This window comes from Limnohabitans sp. 2KL-3 (genome assembly GCF_001269405.1).
In the GTDB taxonomy this organism is placed as follows: domain Bacteria; phylum Pseudomonadota; class Gammaproteobacteria; order Burkholderiales; family Burkholderiaceae_C; genus Limnohabitans_A.
This window is the reverse complement of the sequence record NZ_CXON01000025.1, coordinates 28488-51614: the sequence shown is the minus strand read 5'-3', so window position 1 is coordinate 51614 and position 23127 is coordinate 28488. Positions and strand designations below refer to the sequence as shown.

Sequence of the window (23127 nt, the reverse complement as noted above, 5' to 3'; positions counted from 1 at the left end):
CTCTTTCCCTCCACGACGCTCTTCCGATCTAGATCCGGGATGTGCAAGGCGCTTTGCTGCGCACACATGCCAAAGCCGAGCGGCCAGGCKCGGTGGTGCTGSCTGCGGATGAGCGGGTGTTCAACCCATCACGCGAGACGCGGTTGATCCTTGGCCAGGCCAAAGAAATTGGCGAGCACGCCAGCCGCCTGTGTGAGCTGATGTTTGCTGCTGAAGGTCGGGTGGGCCAAAGAAAGCTTTGGGGCATCGTGGGATTGACCAAACGCTACCCGGCTGTCTGCATTGACGGCGCCTGTGCCCAAGCCTTGGCGCAAGGGGTCTACAGCTACAAACAAGTCAAGGCCTTGGCCGAGCGTTTGTTTGCCGATGCCATGGCGGCCATGGACGAGGAATCCAACATGGCCAGCTCAGTGCACGCCGACACCACGGCCCTTGAGGGCACTTTGGTTCAGCAGCACGAGCTGATCCGCCAGGCCGACGAGTATGCAGATTTGTTCACCCACGCAGCCTTGGTTGCCAGCGCGGTGGTGGCCAAGGCCATGGATGAGAAAGCAGGAGGCCAGGCATGAACATGACCGAGATCGACAACGCTTTGCGTCAGTTGCGCCTGTCGGGCATGCAGCAAACCCTTTCCACCCGGGCGATGCAGGCCCAGGCCAGCCAGGAGCCGTTTCTGGAGACCTTTGCCGCCTTGCTGCAAGACGAGTTGGAGCGGCGCAGCTCCGTCCTGATGGAGCGCCGCTACAAGCGCTCGGGACTCGATGAGAAGGTCTCATTGGCGGATTTGGACTGGCGCTTTAACCCCAAGATACCCCGAGCCGCGTGCTTTGAGTTGCACACCTTGAAGTTCATCACCCAAGGGGCCAATGCACTGATTGTGGGCAAACCGGGTACAGGCAAGAGCCATGTGGCCAAGGCGCTGGCGTACCAGGCCACGCTGCAAGGCTATGACGTGCGGTATTTGGAGGCGGACACCGAGTTTGCGCGGTATGCGCTGGCGGGCAGCCAGGACAGGGCGAATTTGCTGCGGGAGTGGGTCAAGCCGGATTTGCTGATCGTGGACGATTTGTTTCTGGCCAGGCGGATCACGGCGGAGGCAGCAGAGGCATTGCAGGCCATCGTGCACCAGCGCTACAAGCTGCGCCGCACCCTGGTGGTGACATCGAACCGGGTAGTGCAGGACTGGGGCAAGTATCTGGGGGATGCCACGATGGCCAGCACGATTTTGGACAGGCTGATGCACCGCTGCGTGATGTTGGAGTTTGAGGGCAAGAGCTACAGGCTCAAGGAGGCGGCTGCTCGCTTGGCCGTCCAGCCTGAAACGTCATAATCTGGCAGCGCTGCCTGGGGGAATTTGGGGTGGCCACGGGTGGGGGAATTTGGACTGGCCATCAGGGGTTCGGCCAGCGGCTTGACCTCGAACAAGGACAAGCTGAGGACCTGCAAGATGGCGTGCATTGACCCCTCCAACGCGAGTCTTTTTTTGACAATGGCCACCACCACGTAGGTGCATACAGCGCACCAAATTTGGGTTTTGACGGCGTTGGCGCTGGTGCCTACAAATGCCTTGATACGCAAGTTTTGTTTGATCCACTTGAAGAACAATTCGACCTGCCAGCGGCTTTTATAAAGCTCGGCAACGTGGCTCGCTGGCAAATCAAAATGGTTGGTCAAAAGCGTGATGTGGCGGGCTTGCTCGACAAGGTAGAACTCGATTCTGCGCAATGGCCATGTATAGGTTTTATGCGTTTGTTGCCCGGTCAGCTCGATGGACTCATCTGTGAGGATCACAAGGCTCGGGGTTGCAGGCGGAGTCGGTACGGAGTTAACGACGCGGTATTTCAATGGGTACTTGGAGCGCACGACAAAGAAGGCACCCGCATGACAAAAGCGCACGAGTCGTGCCATGTGAACGTAGCCTCTGTCCATGATGTAAAAACTGCCAGCCTCCAGGCGAAGATGGTCTAAAAAGGTTGCATCGTGCACGCGCGAACCTGTGATTTGAATGAAGGCTGGAATGTTGCCGCGAAGGTCGAGCAGCGTGTGCACTTTGACACCCGCACGGCCCTTGGTTGCAGGGGCCCAGTCAAACAAGCTCAGGCACAAATCGATGGTGGTGGAGTCGATGGCATACACACTCTGATCCAGGTCCAGCCCAAAAGCATCTTGGCCGTAAAGGCTGCGAGCAACACCGATGAGATGCATGGCAAAGTCTTCAAAGATCCTGCAGTCTCGTCGCTCGTTGGCATCGGCCAAAGTGGAGCGAGCAACCTGGCAGCGAAACCCTGCGTGGTAAAGCTTGCGCGAGTGAGAGCCCAAGCAAAGCTCAATGTCACGAAGGCTTGTTCGCGCTGTGAGCTGGGCAAACATCATGCACAAGAGTTGGTCCCAGTGCGAGAAGCTGAGCGTGGGATAGCGACCAGCGTAGCGCTTGACGCAATCGCGAAAAATTGGCTTTGGGAGGTGTTCGTTGATCTGCGCGAAAACAAGCTTGCCTTTGTGCATGGGCGCACCTCGCAAAAAAGCAAAGTGTGCTGCCAGGCAATGGACTACTCAAATAGATTTCGACTTGAAATCAAAAAAATCTATACAAATCGAGAGGTTAGCGGCGGGGCCTGGAAAATCTCCGGACAGTAGTGGGTCAGATCACAATTGTTTTGCTTGTTCAAGGAGCCTGTGGACTCCTTGGCTTTTGTGCGGTTTGACTTGTCACTAGACAGGACAACTTGCGTGACAGAGGGGACGTGGCACGGTCGACAGAAATGTTCTTGCCCGCGGGTTTAAGGGCAGAAACTGGGCGCAGGGTTTAGGTGTTGATCTGGACAAAGACCTGCCCATCATTTCTTCGTGTTTTGACGGCCAGTCGCGCTCGCGTTTATTGCAAAAACGTGCGAATTGGCCATTGGTGGCAGAGTCGGTGCGCAAAGCCAGGACGCCTTCACAAGCCAACCTATTGCAACGTGCGACCCGGATGGATTTTGCCAACTTCATGGCGGAAGGCGTTTTGGTCAAGGTGGATCGCGCCAGCATGTTGAGTTCTCTCGAAGTGCGCTCACCGCTGCTGGATCACCGCATGATCGAGTTTGCCTTTGGCAAAGTGCCATCGCGGCTGAAAGCAACGCCGACTGAAAAGAAGATCTTGCTCAAGCGCCTGTGCTCACGCCTCTTGCCCCCAGAGTTTGACCTGCAGCGCAAACAGGGGTTTTCGATTCCCATGAACGTATGGCTCAAAGGCGGCCCATTTCGGACGCTGTTTGACGATGTATTGCGCGACCCGCAATGCAGCTTCGATGCCCAAACCGTCAACAAGCTGATGCGCGACCAAGACAAAGGCCACTTCAACGGCGAACGCCTCTTCGGCCTCGTCATGTTCGAACTCTGGCGTCGCGAATACGGCATATCGTTCTGACGGAGCAGGGGAGTTAATTGGGGTCAGATCCCCATGGCACTACCTTAAGCAAACTGTGCCCGAATCTGTTCGCGAGCCAGCACGCGTGGGAGCGTCAATAAAGGCAGCGGCTTGGGTCTTCGCTTTTTGGCGCGTGGCTCAATTCGTCCTGGTCGCTTGGGTAAAACGCACTCAGAAATCTTGCGCAGCAATGTGGCCGTCAGCTCACTTAACTTATCAACAAAGCACGCACTCATGCGGGACGCAAAAGCCAATAGCAAGCGCCGGGCACCCGTAAAGCTCAAGTCTCTGGGGGCCACCTTCACCAACTGCGCCGCACGCATCATGCTCCAACGCACCAAGTTATAGGTCAACAAAAACATCGCGATTTCTTTTCTCACCATGTCCGGCGACTTGCAACGTAAAACATCCATATCCATGGCCACCTTCAGTGTTCGGAAATCAACCTCAATGTTCCAGCGCATTGCGTAAAGCGCAGCAAGCTCTTGAGGGCTTGCCTGCTTAGGCTCCAGCATCGTGGTCACGATGATCTTTCCATTCACGCTGACCTCACGCACCCACAGTCCTGCTGGCATTTGCTCGTATTGCGCTTGGTCGATCCAGGCCGCGCATTTGGGTTTGGGCCACCACACGACGTGGTCAAATTTGCTGTGGATACGCCCTTGTTTGAAATCAACTTGACGCCTGCCGTCATTGGGCATGACCAAATCCACGCCCCGCTGGGCCAACATCTGCACCGCCCACCAAGTGCTGTGCAAGGCATCGGCCAACAAAAGGTCTTTCTCGCTCAAGCTCCCAGAGATTTGGCGCAAAAGGGCCTGTTCGCCACTTGATTTACCGCTCATGGGGCCTTCTGCGTAATTGATGACAGCGCCGCTGGACAGGCTGATGAGGGCACCGATGCGGGCCTGCGGAAATCCCAGGCCCGGTTTTTGGCGGCTACTTTGTGGCCAAGAGCCCTGATTTTCAAGAGTGTCTGGCATCGAGACGGTAGTGGCATCAAACAGTTTGACCGAGCGACCACGCCAGCCCCAAAGTGGTGCCGCACTGCGCTCGAGTTGTTCACCCAAGAGTGTGCACAAGCGCTGGGGCAGGCCCAAGGCGAGCCTTTTGCGGGCCTTGCAATAAGGGCCAGTGTTCAAGCTGCACTGCGTTTGCCCAGCCGCCGCTCGGGCAACAAGGGCTTGGCTGACAGCTTTTTGGCAGGCCTGATCTGAGGAAAGTGTTTGGTCGATGAACAGTCGCAAGGTAACCATGGGCGGATAGATGCGATGTCGATGGTGGCCAACTTCCTCCAGGAATATTTGATCGATTTCTTGGGCGGTGAATGCATGCTCAAGACCGCATTGTCCGGTTTGGGCAAATTGCTGGCGCAATTGCAGCATGTGGTGTTTGAGGCTGGTGAACTTGTTACTATGCACGTGGGCTGGCTTACTACTGAAGCGGGTTGCTGTCTTTGAACAACTTCAGCTTAGCGTCAGGCAGTACAGCCAGTCCACCTGTTTTCTTTACGTAGCGCTTAAGGTAGTGCCATGGGGGTCAGATCCCAATTAAATGCGCGTCGTTTCTGTTGGAGCGACGCCCTCGTCGCGATGCAAGCCTTGCAGACCACCACCCATCGCCCCGGGGGCGGGGCTCCTACATTTTGTAGGAGCGACGCCCTCGTCGCGATGCAAGCCTCGCAGACCACCACCCATCGCCCCGGGGGCGGGGCTCCTACAGGGAGAATCCTCGCAGACCACGACCCATCGCCCCGGGGGCGGGGCTCCTACAGGGAGAATCCTCGCAGACCACGACCCATCGCCCCGGGGGAGGGGCTCCTACAGGGAGAATCCTCGCAGACCACCAGCCATCGCCCCGGGGGCGGGGCTCCTACAAAATGCAGTCAATTGGCGTCAGATCCCAATTGTTTTTGATGTTCAGGGGAGCCCAAGGGCTCCTTGTTTGTTTCTTGGATTTGTTTTGTCTAGAGGCCGAACATCTATCGTGACAGAGGGGGGACTAACGCATTGGCATGCCATACCATTTCATGTATATTTCAGCCATGTTCGCAAACGAAAAATCGCTTAAATGGATTGGTAGCAGCCACAAAGACTTGATGGCCTTACCTGTCAACGTTCGGCGTCTATTCGGCTTTGCTCTGTCGCTGGCACAGTCGGGCGACAAACATGATGCCGCAAAAGTGCTGAAGGGCTTTGGTGGTGCAGGTGTGCTTGAAGTGGTGGAGGACGATGTTGGCGGCACCTACCGAGCCGTGTACACAGTTAAGTTTGCCGAGGTAGTGTTTGTCCTTCACTGCTTCCAGAAGAAAAGCAAGCGCGGTATCGCCACGCCGAAGGAGGATATGGACATCATTCACGCTAGGCTGAAAATTGCCGAAGCGTATGTAAAGGAGTTGAGGAAATGAAAACCCTAATTGTTGAAGGCATTGAAGTGCACAGCGGTTCAGGCAATGTTTTTGCTGACCTGGGTCTAGCGGATGCCGAAAAACTCAAAATCAAAACTGGCTTGGTGATCGAAATTAGGAAAGCGATGAAAAGCCGTGGACTGACTCAGCAAGAAGCGGCTAAGCGGATGGGCATCACTCAGCCTAAAGTTTCTGACATGATGCGTGGAGACTTCACCAATCTGTCTGAGCGCAAGTTGATGGACTGTCTAACGCGCCTTGGTTTCGACATTGAAATCACGATACGCCCTGCCAGTGCGGAAATTGGTCATCTCATGTTGGCTGCTGCATAAGGGTGCGCGGCGCGCAGCGCTTAAATTAATGGGGGTCAGATTTCAATTGTTTTTAATGTTCAGGGAGCCTTCGGGCTCCTTGTTTTTTTGTGGAGTTGGATGGGTCAACAGGCAGGACAACGATCGTGACAGACGGAGAGCCTGGGCAATGAAAAAACTTGTACTGACGATGTCCGGACACATACAATCACTGCATGACTAACCTGGAGGTCAAGTGATGACCACTGCCAATTTCTCAAAAACCGAGCGCATCGATGTGCGTGCCAGCACGCTGATTAAGCAGCTGTTGCAGGATGCCGCACGTGCCAGCCACAAGAATGTCAGCGAGTTCTTGCTCGACGCGGGCGTGACGGCGGCCGAGCAGACTCTGGCGGATCGTCGCCAGTTTGTGCTCGACGAAACGCAGTGGCAGGCGTTTCAGGAAGCGCTGGATCGGCCGGTGCAAAACAAGACACGCTTGAAGAGATTGCTGCGTGAACCTGGGGTGCTGGGTTGAGCAATGGCTACACACCTGTTCGCAAGCTTGCTGCAACGGATCAGGTGGATGCTTTCGATTGCGGTCAGGCAGCGCTGAATCAGTTCCTTCAGCGTTACGCGCTCGTCAACCAGAAAGCCAACAGTGCGCAGACCTACGTTTGCTGCCAGGGGGACGTGGTGGTCGGCTTTTATAGTCTCGTAGTCGGCAGTGTCGATCCAGAGGCAACGCCATCAAGAGTCATGAAGGGTCTGGCGCGTCACCCAGTGCCAGTCATGATTCTGGCTCGGCTTGCCGTAGACAAGGCGCATCAGCGCAAAAGTCTGGGTCAGGCCTTGCTCAAGGACGCACTGCTTCGCACCGCCCAGGCCGCCGATATAGCTGGAATTCGCTGTTTGCTTGTACATGCCAAGGACGATATGGCGCTGAGGTGGTATGAAACGTGGGAGTTTGAGCCCAGTCCGACCGATCCATACCACCTGTTCCTGATGTTGAAAGATCTCAAGAATTTGCTGACCTGATACCGTCATTGACGAACATGAATTCCGTAATTTTCGCTTCCCTTCTGGGCAGATAGCCAACACCTTTCATCATTGACCCTCAGCATTACCCTGGGGCTTTGAGGGTTGGTTCGAAACCAGTCGCCACTGCACCCTAAACCCGCAGGTGTGGATAAATTGGGGTCAGATCCCGATTAATTGTTTGGCTTGTTTGGCTTTGTAGGAGCGACGCCCTCGTCGCGATGAAGCCTTGCAGACCACCGCCCATCGCCCCGGGGGCGGGGCTCCTACATTTTGTAGGAGCGACGCCCTCGTCGCGATGAAGCCTAGCAGACCACCGCCCATCGCCCCGGGGGCGGGGCTCCTACATTTTGTAGGAGCGACGCCCTCGTCGCGAACTGCCTCGCAGACCATCACCCATCGCCCCGAGGGCGGGGCTCCCACATTTTGTAGGAGCGAAGCCCTCGTCGCGATGAAGCCTTGCAGACCACCACCCATTGCCCCGGGGGCGGGGCTTCTACAGGAATCTCACTTGGGGTCAACCCGAAAATTGACAGAGGGCTTGAGGAGGCTCAGGGGGAGCAGACTGAAAGCAAGCAAAAATGTAATTAGCAATTCATAGTTTTTTAAATACATATCAAGTTTTACACAATATTGATCAAGTATTAATAAAGCAGAGCCTCTTTCATTGGAGTGCAACGCCTTCGCTGAGAAAATCTGTGCACGCTACGAACCACCACTGAACCGATTTGCCCGTGCTGCTGCTCAACTCATTCGTCACTTTATTGATCGCCCCGCTGGGCACGGCTTTGTTGGCTTGGGCGTTGGCTGTGGTTTTGAGCCTGAGAGGGCGAAAGCGTTCAGCGCAGGTGCTGGCTGTCTTGGCGTTTGTGTGGTTGTGGTGCTGGTCTACACCGTTGGCCAGTCACTGGATTCGCGGTCAGCTTGAGGCCTCGTACCCTCCGCTGCCATTGGCCGCTGTTCCTGCAGCGCAGGCCGTGGTGGTGCTGGGTGGCACCATGGAGCCGCCTGACGCGTTGCGACCCTGGCCCAATTTGGGTCAAGCTGCTGACCGCGTGTGGCATGCCTCGCGGCTTTTCGCATTGGGTAAGGCTCCTGTGGTGTTGCTGAGCGGGGGCAGTGATCTGTCCAAATCCTCCCAGCCCGAAGCTTTGGGCATGCGGCAGTTCATGCTTGATTTGGGTGTGCCCGCTTCGGCTTTGCTCACCGAAGAATTCAGCCGCAACACACGACAAAACGCTGAGATGTCGGCCAAGCTGTTGCGCGAGCGCGGCATTCAAAAGGTTTTGTTGGTCACGTCGGCCTTGCACATGCGCCGAGCCGTGCAGTTGTTTGAGCAGCAAGGCCTTGAAGTGCACGCTGTGGCCACCGATCACGAGGTCGGCAACAGCAACGGCCGCCTGCCTTGGTTGCCAGACGCCAACAGCCTGGACGGCAGCGCCCGCGCGTTCAAAGAGATCGTCGCTTTTTGGGCCATAAGACCCTAGACCATCGTTTGGAAAATTGGGATCTGACCCCAATTAAAAAACGGGGTCAGATCCTAATTTTTTAGCAGAGCTCAGAATGTAAATTTACAATTGTTAAATTGTAAATATTGATAAAAATTTATATTTCATGTGTGTTTTGGCTCTTGTAAAGATGCCATCGCTAACTAGCATGCTAACCCTGCGCCATCGTCTCAAGCTTTGATGGCCAATCATGGTTGGGCCCAGCCAGGCCAAGCTTTGGTGCTTGCTGGGCTTCTTGGTTTTTGGAGACAAAGGCGCACTTGCTCATCCAGCTGCCTGATCAAAGTCAAACGTCTGGTGTGAGCCGCAAACTTGATCAAAATTCACAAATGAACGAACAATTTAAAAATTTGTAAATTCAAATCAATAGATATTTATTCCTAAGTAGCTTTCATTGAAGTAAACATGAATTAAATATTACAAATACTTCAACAATCTTTCACAAACATAAGGCTGCCTTCTACGCCGCCTTGACCCGAGGTGAGCGGTAGTCCTACAAAATACGGCTTTCTGGCCTTGTTTGTGAGTCATCAGCCGAATGTTTTTTTCCGATGGCCGTCTTTGGCCTTTATCCTTGAAGACTATGAAACTTTTACCCGTCATCATGGCCGGTGGTTCCGGCACCCGTTTGTGGCCTTTGTCGCGCGAACTTTTTCCCAAGCAGTTTTTGGCTTTGGGCGAAAAACAGTCGATGTTGCAGGCCACGGTCAGCCGTTTGCAGGGTTTGCCTGTGGCGCATCCGATGGTCATTTGCAATGAGAACCACCGCTTTTTGGTGGCCGAGCAGTTGCGTCAGATTGGGGCATTGCAGGGCAACATTGTTTTGGAACCTGCCGGACGCAACACAGCGCCTGCGGTGGCTTTGGCCGCTTTGCAGGCCACGGCGGCGGGGGCAGACCCTTTGATGTTGGTGTTGGCGGCCGACCACATGATTCAGGACACGCCTGCATTTCAGGCGGCTGTGCAAACCGCTTTGCCCTTGGCCGAGGCAGGCGCTTTGGTGACCTTTGGCATTGTGGCGCACCGAGCCGAGACGGGTTATGGCTATATCAAGCGCGGGGCGGCGGTGGGCGAGGGCGCGTTCAAGGTGGCTGCGTTTGTCGAAAAACCCAATGCATCTGTGGCCGAGGGTTACGTGGCCAGCGGTGACTATGACTGGAACAGCGGCATGTTTTTGTTCCGCGCCAGCCAATACCTGGCCGAGCTTCAGGCGCATCGGCCAGACATTTTGGCCGCGTGCCAGAAGGCGATGCTGGCACCCCAGGCCGACATGGATTTTGTGCGGGTCGACGCCGAGGCGTTCAAGGCGTGTGCGGACGAGTCGATTGATTACGCCGTCATGGAAAAAACCGATGCTGCGGTGGTCGTGCCCATGGATGCAGGCTGGAGCGATGTGGGGGCGTTTGCAGCTTTGTGGGAGGTGCTGCCGCACGACGCACAGGGCAATGTGCACCGCGGCGATGTGCTGTCACACGACAGCCACAACAACCTGATTTTTGCGGAGAACGCATTGGTGGCCACGGTGGGTTTGCAAGACCATGTGGTGGTACAGACCAAAGACGCGGTGTTGGTGGCCCCCCGCGAGCGCGTGAACGAAGTCAAACAGATCGTGGCGCAGATCAAGGCGAATCAGCGCACCGAGCATCAAATTCACCGAGAGGTGTACCGTCCTTGGGGCAAATACGATTCGGTGGATGCCGGCGGGCGTTATCAGGTCAAGCGCATCACGGTGTTGCCGGGAGCCAAGTTGTCGGTGCAAATGCACCACCACCGCGCCGAGCATTGGATTGTGGTGTCGGGCACAGCCCGCGTGACGCTGGATGGTCAAGAGCATTTGTTGACCGAAAACCAGTCCATTTACTTGCCCTTGGGCTCGGTGCATGCCTTGGAAAACCCCGGCAAGATCGCCTTGGAACTGATTGAAGTGCAAGTGGGCAGCTACCTCGGCGAAGACGACATCGTCCGCTTCGAAGACCGCTACGGCCGGTCTTGACCCTCATCGCCCCGGGGGCGGGGCTCCTACAAAATGCAGGATATTCCCCTTGTAGGAGCGACGCCCTCGTCGCGAAAAGCCTCACAGACCACGAAGAATCGCCCCGGGGGCAGGGCTCCTTCAAAATGCAGGATATTCCCCTTGTAGGAGCGACGCCCCCGTCGCGATAAGCCTCGCAAACCACCAAGAATCGCCCCGAGGGCGGGGCTCCTACAAAATGCAGGATATTCCCCTGTAGGAGCGACGCCCTCGTCGCGAAAAGTCTCGCAGACCACAAAGAATCGCCCCGAGGGCGGGGCTCCTACAAAATGCAGGATATTCCCCTGTAGGAGCGACGCCCTCGTCGCGATAAGCCTCGCAGACCACCAAGAATCGCCCCGAGGGCGAGGCTCCTACAAAATGAGGGGCATCTCCCTGTAGAATTAATTGGGGTCAGATCCCCATTAATTTAATCAACTGTTTCCCCTTTTAAAGTTTTGCACTTCAAGTGCCAAGCTTGGTCGAGAATCAGCAACATCAAAAGCATGGCCAAAAACCCTTGTTCCTGCAAAAGCTCTGTGCATGGCCACAAAAGCTTGACTTGGGATGAGCATGCTTCCATCAAAAATGACCTATAGACGAGAAATCGATGGCTTAAGGGCGCTTGCTGTTTTGCCGGTGATCCTGTTTCATGCAGGCTTGGAGGCTTTCAGTGGTGGTTTTGTGGGTGTAGATGTTTTTTTTGTGATCAGTGGTTATCTGATCACAGGAGTGATCATCTCCGATCTGGAAAAAGAAAGATTTTCACTCATTGATTTTTATGAAAGACGTGCACGAAGAATTTTGCCAGCTTTGTTTTTAGTGATGTTTGTGTGTCTGCCTTTTTCATGGGTGCTACTTCTTCCTCATGATTTAAAAGATTTTTCAGACAGCTTGTTGGCTGTACCGTTGTATATATCGAATTTTTTATTTTGGAGTGAAAGTGGGTATTTTGAAAGAGCGGCTGAAATGAAGCCGCTTTTACATACATGGAGTTTGGCTGTTGAAGAGCAATTTTATTTATTTTTCCCTTTGTTTTTCATGCTGCTTTGGCGTTGGGGTAAGCGTTGGTTGTTGGTGATGATGGGTTTGCTGGGTTCTGCTTCGCTTGTATATGCGCAATGGGCTTCGCTGGCACAACCTGCCGCTGCATTTTATTTATTGGTTGCCCGCAGTTGGGAGTTGTTGTTGGGTGGATTGGCAGCTTTTTATATATTGTCGGATCAGCACAAAAAAAGTGGTCGTTTATTTTCTGAGATGGCCAGCATGTTGGGGTTGGCTTTGGTATTGTTTTCGATCTTTAATTTTAGCAAGGAGACACCTTTTCCGGGTGTATACGCCCTGGTGCCTACGTTGGGTGCTATTTTGATTATTTTATATGCAAAATCAGATACGGTATTGGGTAAAATATTAAGTCTAAAAATATTTGTGAGTATTGGTCTGGTTAGTTACAGTGCATATTTATGGCATCAACCTATTTTTGCATTTGCAAGGCATCAAAGCATTGTGACTCCAGAGACACATGTATTCATAATGCTGAGTATTTTATCTCTTGGGTTGGCGTATTTGAGTTGGCGTTATGTAGAAAATCCATTCAGGCAAAAAAATTGGATTTCAAGGAAGAAATTATTCCTGATTGTGTCATTATTTAGTTTGTTTTTTATAGTATTAGGTTTTATTGGAATTGTTAATAAAGGTTTTAAGAATAGATTTAGTTATTCTGCAGAATTTGAAGCCCAATTCAAATTGCAAAATTATCGAAAAAGCTGTGATGACGGTCTAGGGCATCAAAAAGGGGAAGTGCCTTTTTGTGAATTTGGTTCAAAAAATAATCAAAAACCAGAGATGGTGGTTTTTGGGGACAGCCATTCAACGGCAATTCAACCTGTTTTTGATAAATTGGCGCATGATCTGAAGTTTGGGTACATTCATCATGGATTGGGTGGTTGCATTCCCTTGATCAATGTTGATGTTCTTAAAGGAAATTGGGATCGTGGTGTTTGTAGCAAAGTTTCAAAAAGTCAATTTGAATATGTAAAAAACAATAAAATTAAAACAGTGGTTTTGGTGGCTCGATGGAGTTACTACACCCAAGGTGATTATGAAAAAGGAATGAATGGTTATTTTTTGAATGCAAATGATGAAGATGAAATGGGACGTGAAAAATCCCGTTCGGTTTTTAAAAAGGAATTTCTTAAAACCGTTGAAGCATATGAAGCGTTGGGTGCGCAGGTCATTGTTTTGCTTCAAGTTCCGCAGCAAAAAACAGAACCAAGGAAGATATATTCAAAGATCATGATGTTTAACGAGCCTGACAACAAGAAGTTGGGAGAGGCGGTTTTGAATTATTCAGTATCGCAATCAGATCATTTGAAATTGCAAATATTTAATCGAGAATTTTTCGATTCGATTCCAAAACGAAGTAGCCTGATCTTCGTCAATCCTGATGTTGCTTATTGCCGTCAAGCCCGTTGTGTATTAGGCACAAGCGAACGTTCCTATTATCAAGATTTAGATCATTTGAATGAATGGGGGGCAATTGAACTTGAGGGATTGCTCGGTGATGTGTTGGCAAATGCCGGAGTGGGTAGGCAAATGCCGATGTAAACATCGGCATTTGCAGATCAATGTGCCTGAGTTTTGGTTTGGCACTGGACTGGGCTTTGCCCCGTCGTGATCTACACCTTCAGCGGCAAAGCTCTTTGCCGTTGACCCGTCAAAGCAAACAGCGCATTGCCCACGGCCGGGGCCAGCGGCGGCACGGCCGGTTCGCCCACGCCGGCCGGGTGGCGGGTGCTGGGCACGATGTGGGTTTCCACAACCGGGGCCTGGCTGAGCGTGACCATGGGGTAGCTCGGAAAATTGCTTTGCTGCACCACGCCGCCCACGATGTCGATTTGCCCATACAACGCAGCGCTCAAGGCATAGACCACGCTGCTTTGCATTTGCTGGGCCACGGTGTCAGGGTTGACCACGGTGCCGCAGTCGATGGCACAAACCACGCGGTGCACGCGGATCTGGCCTTGTTCGACCGAGACCTCGGCCACTTGCGCCACGATAGAGCCAAAGGATTTGTGCAGCGCGATACCTTGTGCGCGGCCTGCGGGCAAAGGCTTGCCCCAGCCTGATTGTTTTCCAGCCAGCTGGAGCACGGCCGCGTAACGCGGGGCGTCTTTCAACAGCTTCAGGCGGAAGGCCAGTGGGTCTTGCTTGGTGGCTATCGCCAGTTCGTCAATGAAGCTTTCCGAGAAAAAAGCGTTGTGCGAATGGCCCACCGAGCGCCAGAAGCCCACAGGCACGCCCGACTTCGTGGCCACATGGCTCATGTGTTGGTTCAAAAAGCCGTAGGGCAGGTCAAACAGGCCTTCGGATGTGGTTTTGTCCGGCATGTCGATGGGGCCCGACAGGTGCGGCGCAGCCCGTGCCATCCAGCGCGGGGTGATGGCGTCGCCCGCCGACTTGATGCGCAAGCTGCTGACCTCGCCTTGCGCGTCGATGGACGCCTGGAACTTGGCCAGGTGCATCGGGCGGTAAAAGTCGTGTGTCATGTCTTCTTCGCGCGACCAGACCAACTGCACCGGCGCACCCTTGCAGGCCATGGCCACTTGCACGGCCTGGCCGACAAAGTCGACTTCGAGCCTGCGGCCAAAACCGCCGCCCAGCAGCGTCACATGCACGGTGACGTCGTCTTCTTTGACGCCCGCCACTTTGGCGGCCATGGCACGCGCCATTTGCGGCACCTGTGTGGGCACCCAAACTTCGACTTTGCCGTCTTTGACCTGTGCGGTGCAGTTCATCGGCTCCATGGTGGCGTGGGCCAAGTAGGGCGCTTGGTACAGCGCGTCGATTCGGCTGGCCGCCGTTTGCTCGGCTTTGAGCGGCAGGCCTTGCTCGTGGAAGGTGAAGCCGCTTTCGGTGTTCAGCACTTTGAGCAGCTCAGCCTGAATGCGGACGGTGTCTGCCGCGCCAGTGCCAGGGGGCTGCCACTGCACCTGCAGGGCTTGAGCGCCTTGCCGGGCCTGCCAAGTGTTTTTGGCCACCACGGCCAGACCGGCCGTTCCCCCGCCCCAGGCGTTGAATTGCACCACTTGCTCGACACCGGGCAGCGTTAACGCCGTTTTTCGGTCGATCGACGCTGCCGAGCCGCCCAAAATCGGGCTCATGCGCACGGCTGCAAACAGCATGCCGGGCAAGCGCACGTCCATGCCGAATTGCGCCTGGCCCGTGACTTTGGCGGGGATGTCGCTGCGTGCGGCGCTTTGGCCGATCAGCTTCCAGTCTTGACGGGCTTTGGGGGCGATGTTTGCCGGAGTGCTGCCCGCAGCGGCTGCACCCATTTGGCCGTAGTGCGCCTTTTGGCCCGAGGCGTGTTGCATCACGCCATCGCGCACGGTGATCTCGCTGACGGGTACTTTCCACGCGGTGGCAGCGGCTTGTACCAGGCTGGCGCGTGCAGTGGCGGCGGCCATGCGCAGTGGCTCCCACAGGTCGGCGACCGAAGACGATCCGCCTGTGGCGTTGATCCCCAGCTCGCGGGCGATCTTGCCGACCATCCACTCGGCCAGTTTGATCTTGGTGGGTTTGTGCTCGCCTTCGCTGTCCAGCGGGTGAAAGGGGAGGCTGGCCACCAGCATGGCCACGTTGCCGTAAATGCTGTCGGCACCGGCTTGTGCCAGACGCACGCGGGCGAGGGGCACGTCCAGCTCTTCGGCCACCAGCATGGCCAGCGCGGTGTGCACGCCTTGGCCCATTTCGCTGCGCGGCATGGCCAGCACCACTGCGCCATCGGCGGCGATTTTGATCCAGCCGTTCAGGGCCACATCGCCTTGTGTGGGCAGCATCAATTCGGGCGAACCCAAGCGTGAGCGGGCGGGCATCGCGCCCCAGCCCACCACCAGCGCGCCAGTTGCGCCCAGGGCGCTCAAAATCCAGGTGCGGCGTTTCATGCGGCACCGCCTTTCTTCATGGCAGCGGCGGCACTGTGAATCGCGGCCCGCACACGCTGGTAAGTGCCACAGCGGCACAGGTTGGTCATGGCGGCGTCGATGTCGGCATCGCTGGGCTGGGGGTTTTTGTCCAGCAAGGCGGCCGCGGCCATCAGCATGCCGCTTTGGCAGTAACCGCATTGCGGCACTTGCTCGGCGATCCATGCGGATTGCAGGGGGTGGGGCTTTTCTGCCGTGCCCAAGGATTCGATGGTTTTGATTTGCTGGTTCGCCACCGCAGACGTGGGCGTCACGCAAGAGCGCACAGGCTGGCCGTCCACATGCACGGTGCAGGCCCCACAAGCGGCGATGCCGCAGCCGAATTTGGTGCCCGTAAGCTGAAGTTCATCGCGCAGCACCCACAGCAGGGGCGTGCTGGGGTCAGCGGTGGCGGTGCGGCTTTGGCCGTTGATGTTCAGTTGCACGGGGTCTCCCTGAGTGTTGCTGGTGCGAGATGTTAACGGCCCAGCGCATGTGGCCCCGTCATGGACGTATTTGCCCCTGTTGGCTTTTGTCTGTAGGCTTTCCTTTTCCCTGCGGGCTCTGACCTGTAGGCTGTACCCTGTGGGCTGCCCCCTGTGGTCTGTCCTCTGTAGGAGCGACGCCCTCGTCGCGATAAGCCTAGCAGACCACAGCACATCGCCCCGAGGGCGGGGCTCCTACAAAATGCAGGGCAATGTCCCCTGTAGGAGCGACGCCCTCGTCGCGATAAGCCTCGCAGACCACGACCCATCGCTCCGAGGGCAGGGCTCCCACAAAATGCAGAGCATGTCCCTGTAGGCGCGACGCCCTCGTCGCGATAAGCCTTGCAGACCACAGCCCATCGCCCCGGGGGCGGGGCTCCTACAAATTGCAGGGAAATGTCCCCTGTGGGAGCGATGCCCTCGTCGCGATAAGCCTTGCAGACCACAAGCCATCGCCCCGAGGGCGGGGCTCCTACAAAATGCAGGGAAATGTCCCTTGTAGGAGCGACGCCCTCGTCGCGATAAGCCTCGCAGACCACAGCCCATCGCCCCGGGGGCGGAGCTCCCACAAAATGCGGGGCAATGATCCCTGTAGGCGCGACGCCCTCGTCGCGATAAGCCTTGCAGACCACAAGCCATCGCCCCGGGGGCGGGGCTCCTACAAAATGCAGGGCAATGTCCCTTGTAGGAGCGACGCCCTCGTCGCGATAAGCCTCGCAGACCACAGCCCATCGCCCCGGGGGCGGAGCTCCTACAAAATGCAGGGCAATGTCCCTTGTAGGAGCGACGCCCTCGTCGCGATAAGCCTTGCAGACCACAGCCCATCGCCCCGAGGGCGGGGCTCCCACAAATTGCAGGGCAATGTCCCCTGTGGGAGCGACGCCCTCGTCGCGATAAGCCTTGCAGACCACAAGCCATCGCCCCGAGGGCGGAACTCCCACAAATTGCTTGTTGGCCAAGGGCACCCGAAGGGTGATCGCGCCAAGTGCTCACAGTTGTGTGCGCAGCGTCCAGATTTCCGGGAAGAGCACCGTGTCGAGCATCTTGCGCAAATAGCTCACGCCACCGGTGCCGCCCGTGCCGCGCTTGAAGCCGATCACGCGCTCCACCGTGGTCACATGCCGAAAGCGCCAGAGGCGGAAGGCGTCTTCCAGATCGGTCAGCTCTTCGCCCAGTTGGTACAGATCCCAGTGCTGCTGCGGGTTGCGGTAGACCACGAGCCAGGCGTTTTCGACCGCCTCGCTGGCAGGGTAGGGCTGTCGCCAGTCGCGCTCGGTGTGGGTGACCGGCACCTCCAGACCTCGGCGTTGCAGCAGGCGCAGGCATTCGTCGTACAGCGAGGGTGCTTCGTAAGCGGCCTGCACGATGGCCGACAGATCAGGGCGATGCGCGTGGGGCTGCAGCATGGCCGCGTTTTTGTTGCCCATCGCAAACTCGATGCAGCGGTATTGCCAGCTTTGAAAACCGCTCGACTGCGCCAAGTAGGGGCGGATGGCGCTGTACTCGGGCGGCGTCATGGTGGCCAGCACGTCCCAAGCGTGCACCAGTTGCTCCATGATGCGGCTGACGCGAGCCAGTTTCTTGAAGGCATCGGGCAACTGGTCTTGCGCGATGCCCGCCATGGCGGCCTGCAGCTCGTGCAGCATCAGCTTCATCCACAGCTCGCTGGTTTGGTGCTGCACGATGAACAGCATCTCGTTGTGGTCGGGCGAGAGCGGGTTTTGGGCGTTCAGGATGGCGTCGAGCTGCAGGTAGTCGCCGTAACTCATGCGGCCGTCAAAGTCGAGCTGGGCTTTTTCATCGTGCACGATGCGCTCGCCTGTGGCATCGCCTGCTTCGGAGCTGGCAGCGATGGAGGTTGTGGTGGAGGCGGAGGCTGAAGAGAAAGGGCATGAACTCATGACAGGTCTTTCATGTCACTGCGTTCTTTTGCGCAAAGCGAGCGTCTTGCCACTCGCCAGTTTGCATGACCTGGCACAGGTGTTCTGCGGCCTGCCACACGTCGGCATAACCCACATAAAGCGGTGTGAAACCAAAGCGCAAGATGTCCGGGTGCTGGCCGCCATCGCCCGCCCTGAAATCGCCAATCACGCCGCGTGCGATCAGGGCTTGAACGATGGCGTAAGCGCCTTCGGCGCGTGTCAGGCTCACTTGCGAGCCGCGCAGGGCTTCCTCAGTCGGTGTGGCGATGCCAAAGCCGTGGCCGTGCAGGCGCGTGCGCACCAGTTGCATGAACAGGCCCGTGAGCGCCAGCGACTTTTGGCGCAGCGCTGCCATGCCGCCCAATGACTCGGCGGCCAAAAAAGCGTCCAGGCCGCAGTCGAGTGCCGTGAGGCTCAAGATGGGTTGGGTGCCGCACTGGTAGCGGGTGATGCCTTGAGCAGGTTGGTAATCCGGCGTGAAGGCAAAGGGTGCGGCGTGGCCCCACCAGCCGGCCAGGGGTTGCCAAAAGCGGTCGGTGTGCTGCGGGTGCACCCACACAAAAGCCGGAGCGCCGGGGCCGCCATTGAGGTATTTGTAGCCGCAGCCGACCGCAAAGTCGGCCCCCGAGCCGTTCAGGTCAACGGGCACGGCGCCTGCGCTGTGCGCCAGGTCCCACACGGTGAGAATGCCCTGCGCATGAGCCTGGGCGGTGACGGCCTGCATGTTGTGCATGGCCCCGGTGCGGTAGTTCACATGGGTGAGCATGAGCACCGCCACATCGGCTTGCAAGGCAGCTGCGATCTCATCGGCTTCGACCAGTTGCAGGGTGTAGCCGCGTTCTTTGCACAAGGCCTCTGCGATGTAAAGGTCAGTCGGGAAGTTGCTGCGTTCGCTGACGATTTTGGTTTTGTGCGGGTGGTCGGCCTTGGCGATGTGCAGCGCTGCGGCCAATACTTTGAACAGGTTGATCGAGGTGCTGTCCGCCGCGATCACTTCGCCCGGCTGGGCACCGATGACGCGGGCAATCTTGTCGCCCACGCGCTGGGGCAGGGTGAACCAGCCTGCGGTGTTCCAGCTTTTGATCAGGTCGGTGCCCCATTCGTGCGTGACAGCATGGGCCACGCGGGCAGGGACGGTTTTGGGCAGTACGCCCAGCGAGTTGCCGTCCAGGTAAATCACGCCAGCGGGCAGGTCAAATTGATCACGCAGGCTGCGCAGCGGGTCTTGCGCGTCCAGCAGTTCGCAGTCTTGCAAGGTGGGGGTGAGGTTCATCATGGGGGTATCTTTCAAGGGGTGTTCAAAGTTCGCGCAAGACCGCACGCACTGGGCTGGCGTCGGCGGTCATGAGTTTGAGGGGCAGGGCGATCAGTTCGTAATCGCCTTCGGGCACGTTGTCGAGCAGCAGGTTTTCCAACACGCGCAAACCGCGCTGCCGAATCGCTTGGTGGCTGGGCAAGGCTTTGCTGTCGGCCGGGTCGATGCTGGCGCTGTCGGTGCCGATCAGCATCACGCCCAAGTCGGCCAGGTGCTGTACGCAGGCGGGGTCAAAGCCGGTGAGCTGGTTGTCAAACTGCGCCAGCGGAAACTGGCGGTAGGTGCGCACCAGCAGCCGCTCGGGCACGTCGTTCAGGGCGTGTTGCAAGTGGGCGATGGTGATCAAGGGGCCAGCGTCCAGTGCGTGGATGACGCGGCAGCGGCCCAGAAAGGGCAGCAGGTCCAAAGCGCCCACCGCCGCGCCTTGCGGGTCGTAGTGCAGCGGGGCATCGGCATGTGCGCCCACATGGGGCGACAAAGTGATGGCGCTCACGTTCACGGGGCAGGTGTCCGACAGCGTGGTCGCCCATTGCTGGGTGTAAGGCGTGTCGCCCGGAAACACCGGGCTTTGCGCATCAACAGGTGGGGAGATGTCCCAAAGTTTTTTCATGGTGTGCGAAGGTAGCACCCCACAAAAAACCGTGGTGTCGGTTATTTCCAACACCCGTGAAAAAGACTTCAGACGTTCAGCGCAGGCAGGCCGTGGCGGCGACGCGCTTGCTCGCAAGCGGGGCTGCCTTCTTCAAATTCACGACAAGGCGAGGGACGCCATTCGTAAATGCCGCAAATCGCTTTTTCGCCGGTTTTGCCATAGAGCGCGGCGCAGCGCGGCGGGCTGTGGTCGGTGCCGCGCATGCGGCAGGTGTGCTCAGTGATGGGCGAGGCCAGTCCGGCAGGCACATCGCCGCCGCCTTCTTCGTATTCGTACACGGAAAAATCCACCCGAAAACTCACGCAGCAAGCGCCGCAGGTGGTGCAGTGGGACATGGGGTGAAAAGGGGAATAGACCCCGGATCAAGTCCGGGGTAACGAATCAAGCCTGGACGCGGCCCAACAGCAAAAACTCCATGAGCGCCTTTTGCACATGCATGCGGTTTTCGGCTTCGTCCCAGACCACCGACTGCGGGCCGTCGATGACTTCGGCGCTGACTTCTTCGCCCCGGTGCGCAGGCAGGCAGTGCATGAACAGGGCGTCGGGCTTGGCCACTTGCATCATGGCTTCGTCCACGCACCAGTTGGCAAAGGCTTTTTTACGCGCTTCGTTCTCGGCTTCGTAGCCCATGCTGGTCCACACGTCGGTGGTGACCAAGTCGGCATCACGGCAGGCGTCTTGCGGGTTTTGGAAGATTTTGTAGCAGTCGGCGCTGCGCAAACCGGCCACAGCCTGGTCCACTTCGTAGCCGCTGGGCGTGCTCAGGTGCACCGTGAAACCCAGTAATTCGGCGGCTTGCAGCCAGGTGTTGGCCATGTTGTTGCCGTCGCCCACCCAAGCCACCACTTTGCCCTTCAGGTAAGACGGGTCCGGTTGGCCCTGGGCGTCCAGGCCCCGGTGCTCCAGCAGGGTGAACAGGTCGGCCAGAATTTGGCAGGGGTGAAACTCGTTGGTCAGGCCGTTGATGACGGGCACGCGCGAGTGCGAGGCAAAGCGCTCGATCTTGTCTTGGCCGTAGGTGCGGATCATGACGATGTCGGTCATGCGGCTGATCACGCGGGCGCTGTCTTCGATGGGCTCGGAGCGGCCCAGCTGGCTGTCGCCAGTGGTCAGGTGCACCACCGAGCCGCCCAGCTGGTACATGCCGGCCTCAAAGCTCACACGCGTGCGGGTGCTGGCTTTTTCAAAAATCATGGCCAGCGTGCGGTCGGCCAGCGGGTGGTACTTTTCGTAAGCCTTGAACTTGCGCTTGATCTCGGCAGCGCGTGCAAACACATGCGCGTACTCTTCGGCGCTCAGGTCGGTGAACTGCAGGTAGTGCCGCACAGGCACGGGTGGGGTCAGGCTCATGGGGTTTCTGCCAAAAAGGTGGTGATCAGGGGCACCAAAATCGCGACCACTTCGTCGGCTTCGGCCTCGGTCATGATGAGCGGCGGCACCAGGCGGATCACGCTGTCGGCCGTCACGCTCAGCAGCAGACCGGCTTCGGCGGCGCGGCTCCAGATCGGGCCGCAGGGGCGGTCGAGTTCAATGCCCAGCATCAAGCCCTGGCCACGCACTTCTTTCACGCCCGGCACGCCCGCCAGAGCCTTGTCCAGCGCACCACGCAGATGTGCACCGACTTTGGCCGCATTGGCCATCAGGCCGTCTTTTTCCATGATGCGGATGGTCTCGACCCCGGCGCGCATGGCCAGTGGGTTGCCGCCAAAAGTGGTGCCGTGGTTGCCGGGCTGGAAGATGTGGGCGGCTTTGGGACCGGCCACCACCGCGCCAATCGGCACGCCCGAGCCCAGGCCCTTGGCCAGGGGCATCACGTCGGGCACGATGCCCGCCCACTGGTGGGCAAACCATTTGCCGGTGCGGCCCATGCCGCACTGCACCTCGTCGATCATCATCAGCCAGTCTTTTTGGTCGCACAGGGCGCGCACTTGCTGCAGGTATTCGATGCGCATCGGGTTGATGCCGCCTTCGCCCTGGATGGTTTCCATGAACACCGCCACCACATTCGGGTTGCCTTCGGTGGCTTTTTTCAGGGCTTCGATGTCGTTGACCGGCACGCGCACAAAGCCCTCCAACATGGGGCCAAAGCCTGTTTTGAGCTTCTCGTTGGCCGTGGCGCTCAGCGTAGCGATGCTGCGGCCATGGAAGGCTTTTTCGTAAACCACGATTTCGGGTTTGTCGATGCCTTTGTCGTGGCCGTATTTGCGCGCCAGTTTGATGGCCGCTTCGTTGGCCTCAAGCCCCGTGCAGCAGAAAAACACATTGGTCATGCCCGACAACTCGACCAGCTTGGCCGCCAGCACTTCGGCGTTGGGCACATGGAAGTAGTTGCAGCTGTGGATCATTTTGGCCAATTGATCTTGCAGCGCAGGCACCAAATCGGGGTGGTTGTGGCCCAAGGTGTTCACCGCAATGCCGGCCAAAGCGTCCAGATAGGACTTGCCATTGACGTCCCAAACTCGGCAACCTTGACCATGGCTGAGTGCGATGGGCAGTCGGCCATAGGTGTTCATGGTGTGCGGTGAGGCGGCTTCAATGAAAGCGGACATGCGTGAACTCCTGAAATAAAAATCGGCCCAACGAAGAGGGGCCGCTGAAAGCAGATTTTAGAGGCAGAAATACCCGGCAGGTTCAGGACTTGTCAACTTCGCTTTTGCGGGTGAGCGAGCGGTTTCAAGTCTTATATAAGATAGAATATTCGGGTAAACCAGTGGTCGGCGATCCCGAGCTCTGGACTCCACTGATTCACACCTCTATCCGATGGTCTCCAACACTGCCAAAGAAGTCTTTATCCAAGGGGTCACCGAGGACGGCAAGACCTTTCGGCCCAGCGACTGGGCCGAGCGTTTGGCAGGCGTCATGAGCCCCTTTCGCCCGGGCGGCGCCACACCGGGCAGCCACCTCAGTTATTCACCCTGGTGCATTCCCACCACCTTGGGGGGCGTCAAATGCGTGGTGGTGCACCGCGATTTGCGCGACTACAACGTCATGGCCTGGGACTTTGTCATGAATTTCGCCCGCGACAATGGCTTGCAAGTGGTCGAAGCTTGCTTGTTGCCCGATCTGTCCTGATGCCGGCCGACCATGAAAAAACCGCCCGAAGGCGGTTTTTTTTGTTTCGCTGAC

General features: G+C 57.1%; 21 protein-coding genes. 11 read left to right on the top strand and 10 right to left on the bottom strand.

The features are described from left to right. Positions 1 to 565: 565 nt before the first annotated feature. The gene (gene istB / locus AMM41_RS19720) at positions 566 to 1330 is read left to right on the top strand and encodes an IS21-like element helper ATPase IstB (protein ID WP_089963387.1); all 765 of its coding nucleotides are present in this window, start codon (positions 566 to 568) and stop codon (positions 1328 to 1330) included. On the opposite strand, the gene AMM41_RS19715 is transcribed toward istB, so the two are convergent. Beyond that, positions 1276 to 2505 carry an IS4 family transposase gene (locus AMM41_RS19715; RefSeq protein WP_228769373.1) on the bottom strand — a complete coding sequence of 410 codons (1230 nt, stop codon included), beginning with the start codon at positions 2503 to 2505 and terminating at the stop codon, positions 1276 to 1278. The genes istB and AMM41_RS19715 overlap by 55 nt on opposite strands. A gap of 373 nt (positions 2506 to 2878) precedes the next feature. Between AMM41_RS19715 and AMM41_RS19710 the strand changes: the two genes are divergently transcribed. After that, entirely contained in the window at positions 2879 to 3409 is a 531-nt protein-coding gene (locus tag AMM41_RS19710) for an asparagine synthase-related protein (protein ID WP_255350452.1), read from the top strand. A gap of 44 nt (positions 3410 to 3453) precedes the next feature. Here the strand turns inward: AMM41_RS19710 and AMM41_RS19705 are convergent, their stop codons facing one another. After that, a complete protein-coding gene (locus AMM41_RS19705) occupies positions 3454 to 4707 on the bottom strand; it encodes an IS4 family transposase (RefSeq protein WP_228769374.1) in 1254 nt (417 codons plus the stop codon). On the opposite strand from AMM41_RS19705, the gene AMM41_RS22320 reads away from it, so the two are divergent. From AMM41_RS22320 to AMM41_RS19670, 8 genes are all read left to right on the top strand, one after another. Further along, complete coding sequence (locus AMM41_RS22320) at positions 4636 to 4869, top strand: hypothetical protein (protein WP_228769375.1); 234 nt, start codon at positions 4636 to 4638, stop codon at positions 4867 to 4869. The genes AMM41_RS19705 and AMM41_RS22320 overlap by 72 nt on opposite strands. A gap of 584 nt (positions 4870 to 5453) precedes the next feature. Further along, positions 5454 to 5816 carry a type II toxin-antitoxin system RelE/ParE family toxin gene (locus AMM41_RS19700; RefSeq protein ID WP_089963382.1) on the top strand — a complete coding sequence of 121 codons (363 nt, stop codon included), beginning with the start codon at positions 5454 to 5456 and terminating at the stop codon, positions 5814 to 5816. Next, on the top strand, positions 5813 to 6148 hold the full coding sequence (locus tag AMM41_RS19695; protein ID WP_089963380.1) for a helix-turn-helix domain-containing protein: 336 nt from the start codon (positions 5813 to 5815) through the stop codon (positions 6146 to 6148). The genes AMM41_RS19700 and AMM41_RS19695 overlap by 4 nt, the downstream gene beginning before the upstream one ends. Positions 6149 to 6365: 217 nt before the next feature. Next, a complete protein-coding gene (locus AMM41_RS19690; RefSeq protein ID WP_089963377.1) occupies positions 6366 to 6644 on the top strand; it encodes a type II toxin-antitoxin system TacA family antitoxin in 279 nt (92 codons plus the stop codon). After that, entirely contained in the window at positions 6641 to 7144 is a 504-nt protein-coding gene (locus AMM41_RS19685) for a GNAT family N-acetyltransferase (RefSeq protein ID WP_089963375.1), read from the top strand. Before AMM41_RS19690 ends, AMM41_RS19685 begins: the two co-directional genes overlap by 4 nt. Positions 7145 to 7878: 734 nt before the next feature. Further along, a complete protein-coding gene (locus AMM41_RS19680; protein WP_228769371.1) occupies positions 7879 to 8631 on the top strand; it encodes a YdcF family protein in 753 nt (250 codons plus the stop codon). A 604-nt stretch (positions 8632 to 9235) separates the two neighbouring features. Next, positions 9236 to 10645 carry a mannose-1-phosphate guanylyltransferase/mannose-6-phosphate isomerase gene (locus tag AMM41_RS19675; RefSeq protein WP_194944890.1) on the top strand — a complete coding sequence of 470 codons (1410 nt, stop codon included), beginning with the start codon at positions 9236 to 9238 and terminating at the stop codon, positions 10643 to 10645. 585 nt (positions 10646 to 11230) lie between these two features. After that, on the top strand, positions 11231 to 13270 hold the full coding sequence (locus AMM41_RS19670) for an acyltransferase family protein (protein ID WP_089963373.1): 2040 nt from the start codon (positions 11231 to 11233) through the stop codon (positions 13268 to 13270). 71 nt (positions 13271 to 13341) lie between these two features. On the opposite strand, the gene AMM41_RS19665 is transcribed toward AMM41_RS19670, so the two are convergent. The 8 genes from AMM41_RS19665 to AMM41_RS19630 form a co-directional block, all read right to left on the bottom strand. Continuing rightward, entirely contained in the window at positions 13342 to 15609 is a 2268-nt protein-coding gene (locus AMM41_RS19665) for a xanthine dehydrogenase family protein molybdopterin-binding subunit (RefSeq protein WP_089963371.1), read from the bottom strand. After that, positions 15606 to 16073, bottom strand: a complete 468-nt coding sequence (locus AMM41_RS19660; RefSeq protein ID WP_089963368.1) for a (2Fe-2S)-binding protein — start codon at positions 16071 to 16073, stop codon at positions 15606 to 15608. The genes AMM41_RS19665 and AMM41_RS19660 overlap by 4 nt, the downstream gene beginning before the upstream one ends. Before the next feature lie 1028 nt (positions 16074 to 17101). After that, the gene (gene kynA, locus AMM41_RS19655) at positions 17102 to 18013 is read right to left on the bottom strand and encodes a tryptophan 2,3-dioxygenase (RefSeq protein ID WP_089963366.1); all 912 of its coding nucleotides are present in this window, start codon (positions 18011 to 18013) and stop codon (positions 17102 to 17104) included. Between the two features lie 10 nt (positions 18014 to 18023). Then, a complete protein-coding gene (gene kynU, locus AMM41_RS19650; protein ID WP_194944889.1) occupies positions 18024 to 19310 on the bottom strand; it encodes a kynureninase in 1287 nt (428 codons plus the stop codon). A gap of 22 nt (positions 19311 to 19332) precedes the next feature. Then, positions 19333 to 19959: an arylformamidase gene (gene kynB / locus AMM41_RS19645; protein WP_089963364.1), complete on the bottom strand. Its 627-nt coding sequence runs from the start codon at positions 19957 to 19959 to the stop codon at positions 19333 to 19335. Positions 19960 to 20027: 68 nt separating this feature from the next. Then, positions 20028 to 20336, bottom strand: coding sequence for a YkgJ family cysteine cluster protein (locus tag AMM41_RS19640; RefSeq protein WP_089963362.1), 309 nt, complete (start codon positions 20334 to 20336; stop codon positions 20028 to 20030). Between the two features lie 46 nt (positions 20337 to 20382). Next, a complete protein-coding gene (gene argF / locus AMM41_RS19635; protein WP_089963360.1) occupies positions 20383 to 21351 on the bottom strand; it encodes an ornithine carbamoyltransferase in 969 nt (322 codons plus the stop codon). Next, positions 21348 to 22550 (bottom strand): aspartate aminotransferase family protein, encoded by a 1203-nt coding sequence (locus tag AMM41_RS19630; RefSeq protein ID WP_089963358.1) that lies wholly within the window; start codon positions 22548 to 22550, stop codon positions 21348 to 21350. The genes argF and AMM41_RS19630 overlap by 4 nt, the downstream gene beginning before the upstream one ends. A gap of 211 nt (positions 22551 to 22761) precedes the next feature. Here AMM41_RS19630 and AMM41_RS19625 point away from each other — a divergent pair, with 211 nt between their 5' ends. Beyond that, positions 22762 to 23073 (top strand): DUF3579 domain-containing protein, encoded by a 312-nt coding sequence (locus tag AMM41_RS19625; protein ID WP_089963356.1) that lies wholly within the window; start codon positions 22762 to 22764, stop codon positions 23071 to 23073. The last annotated feature ends 54 nt before the right edge of the window (positions 23074 to 23127 follow it).

Coding starts and splice junctions, on each gene's coding strand:
- istB (WP_089963387.1), top strand. CDS start 566: ATGAACATGACCGAGATCGACAACGCTTTGCGTCAGTTGCGCCTGTCG.
- AMM41_RS19715 (WP_228769373.1), bottom strand. CDS start 2,505: ATGCACAAAGGCAAGCTTGTTTTCGCGCAGATCAACGAACACCTCCCA.
- AMM41_RS19700 (WP_089963382.1), top strand. CDS start 5,454: ATGTTCGCAAACGAAAAATCGCTTAAATGGATTGGTAGCAGCCACAAA.
- AMM41_RS19695 (WP_089963380.1), top strand. CDS start 5,813: ATGAAAACCCTAATTGTTGAAGGCATTGAAGTGCACAGCGGTTCAGGC.
- AMM41_RS19690 (WP_089963377.1), top strand. CDS start 6,366: ATGACCACTGCCAATTTCTCAAAAACCGAGCGCATCGATGTGCGTGCC.
- AMM41_RS19675 (WP_194944890.1), top strand. CDS start 9,236: ATGAAACTTTTACCCGTCATCATGGCCGGTGGTTCCGGCACCCGTTTG.
- AMM41_RS19670 (WP_089963373.1), top strand. CDS start 11,231: ATGAGCATGCTTCCATCAAAAATGACCTATAGACGAGAAATCGATGGC.
- AMM41_RS19665 (WP_089963371.1), bottom strand. CDS start 15,609: ATGAAACGCCGCACCTGGATTTTGAGCGCCCTGGGCGCAACTGGCGCG.
- kynA (WP_089963366.1), bottom strand. CDS start 18,013: ATGAGTTCATGCCCTTTCTCTTCAGCCTCCGCCTCCACCACAACCTCC.
- kynU (WP_194944889.1), bottom strand. CDS start 19,310: ATGATGAACCTCACCCCCACCTTGCAAGACTGCGAACTGCTGGACGCG.
- kynB (WP_089963364.1), bottom strand. CDS start 19,959: ATGAAAAAACTTTGGGACATCTCCCCACCTGTTGATGCGCAAAGCCCG.
- AMM41_RS19640 (WP_089963362.1), bottom strand. CDS start 20,336: ATGTCCCACTGCACCACCTGCGGCGCTTGCTGCGTGAGTTTTCGGGTG.
- argF (WP_089963360.1), bottom strand. CDS start 21,351: ATGAGCCTGACCCCACCCGTGCCTGTGCGGCACTACCTGCAGTTCACC.
- AMM41_RS19630 (WP_089963358.1), bottom strand. CDS start 22,550: ATGTCCGCTTTCATTGAAGCCGCCTCACCGCACACCATGAACACCTAT.
- AMM41_RS19625 (WP_089963356.1), top strand. CDS start 22,762: ATGGTCTCCAACACTGCCAAAGAAGTCTTTATCCAAGGGGTCACCGAG.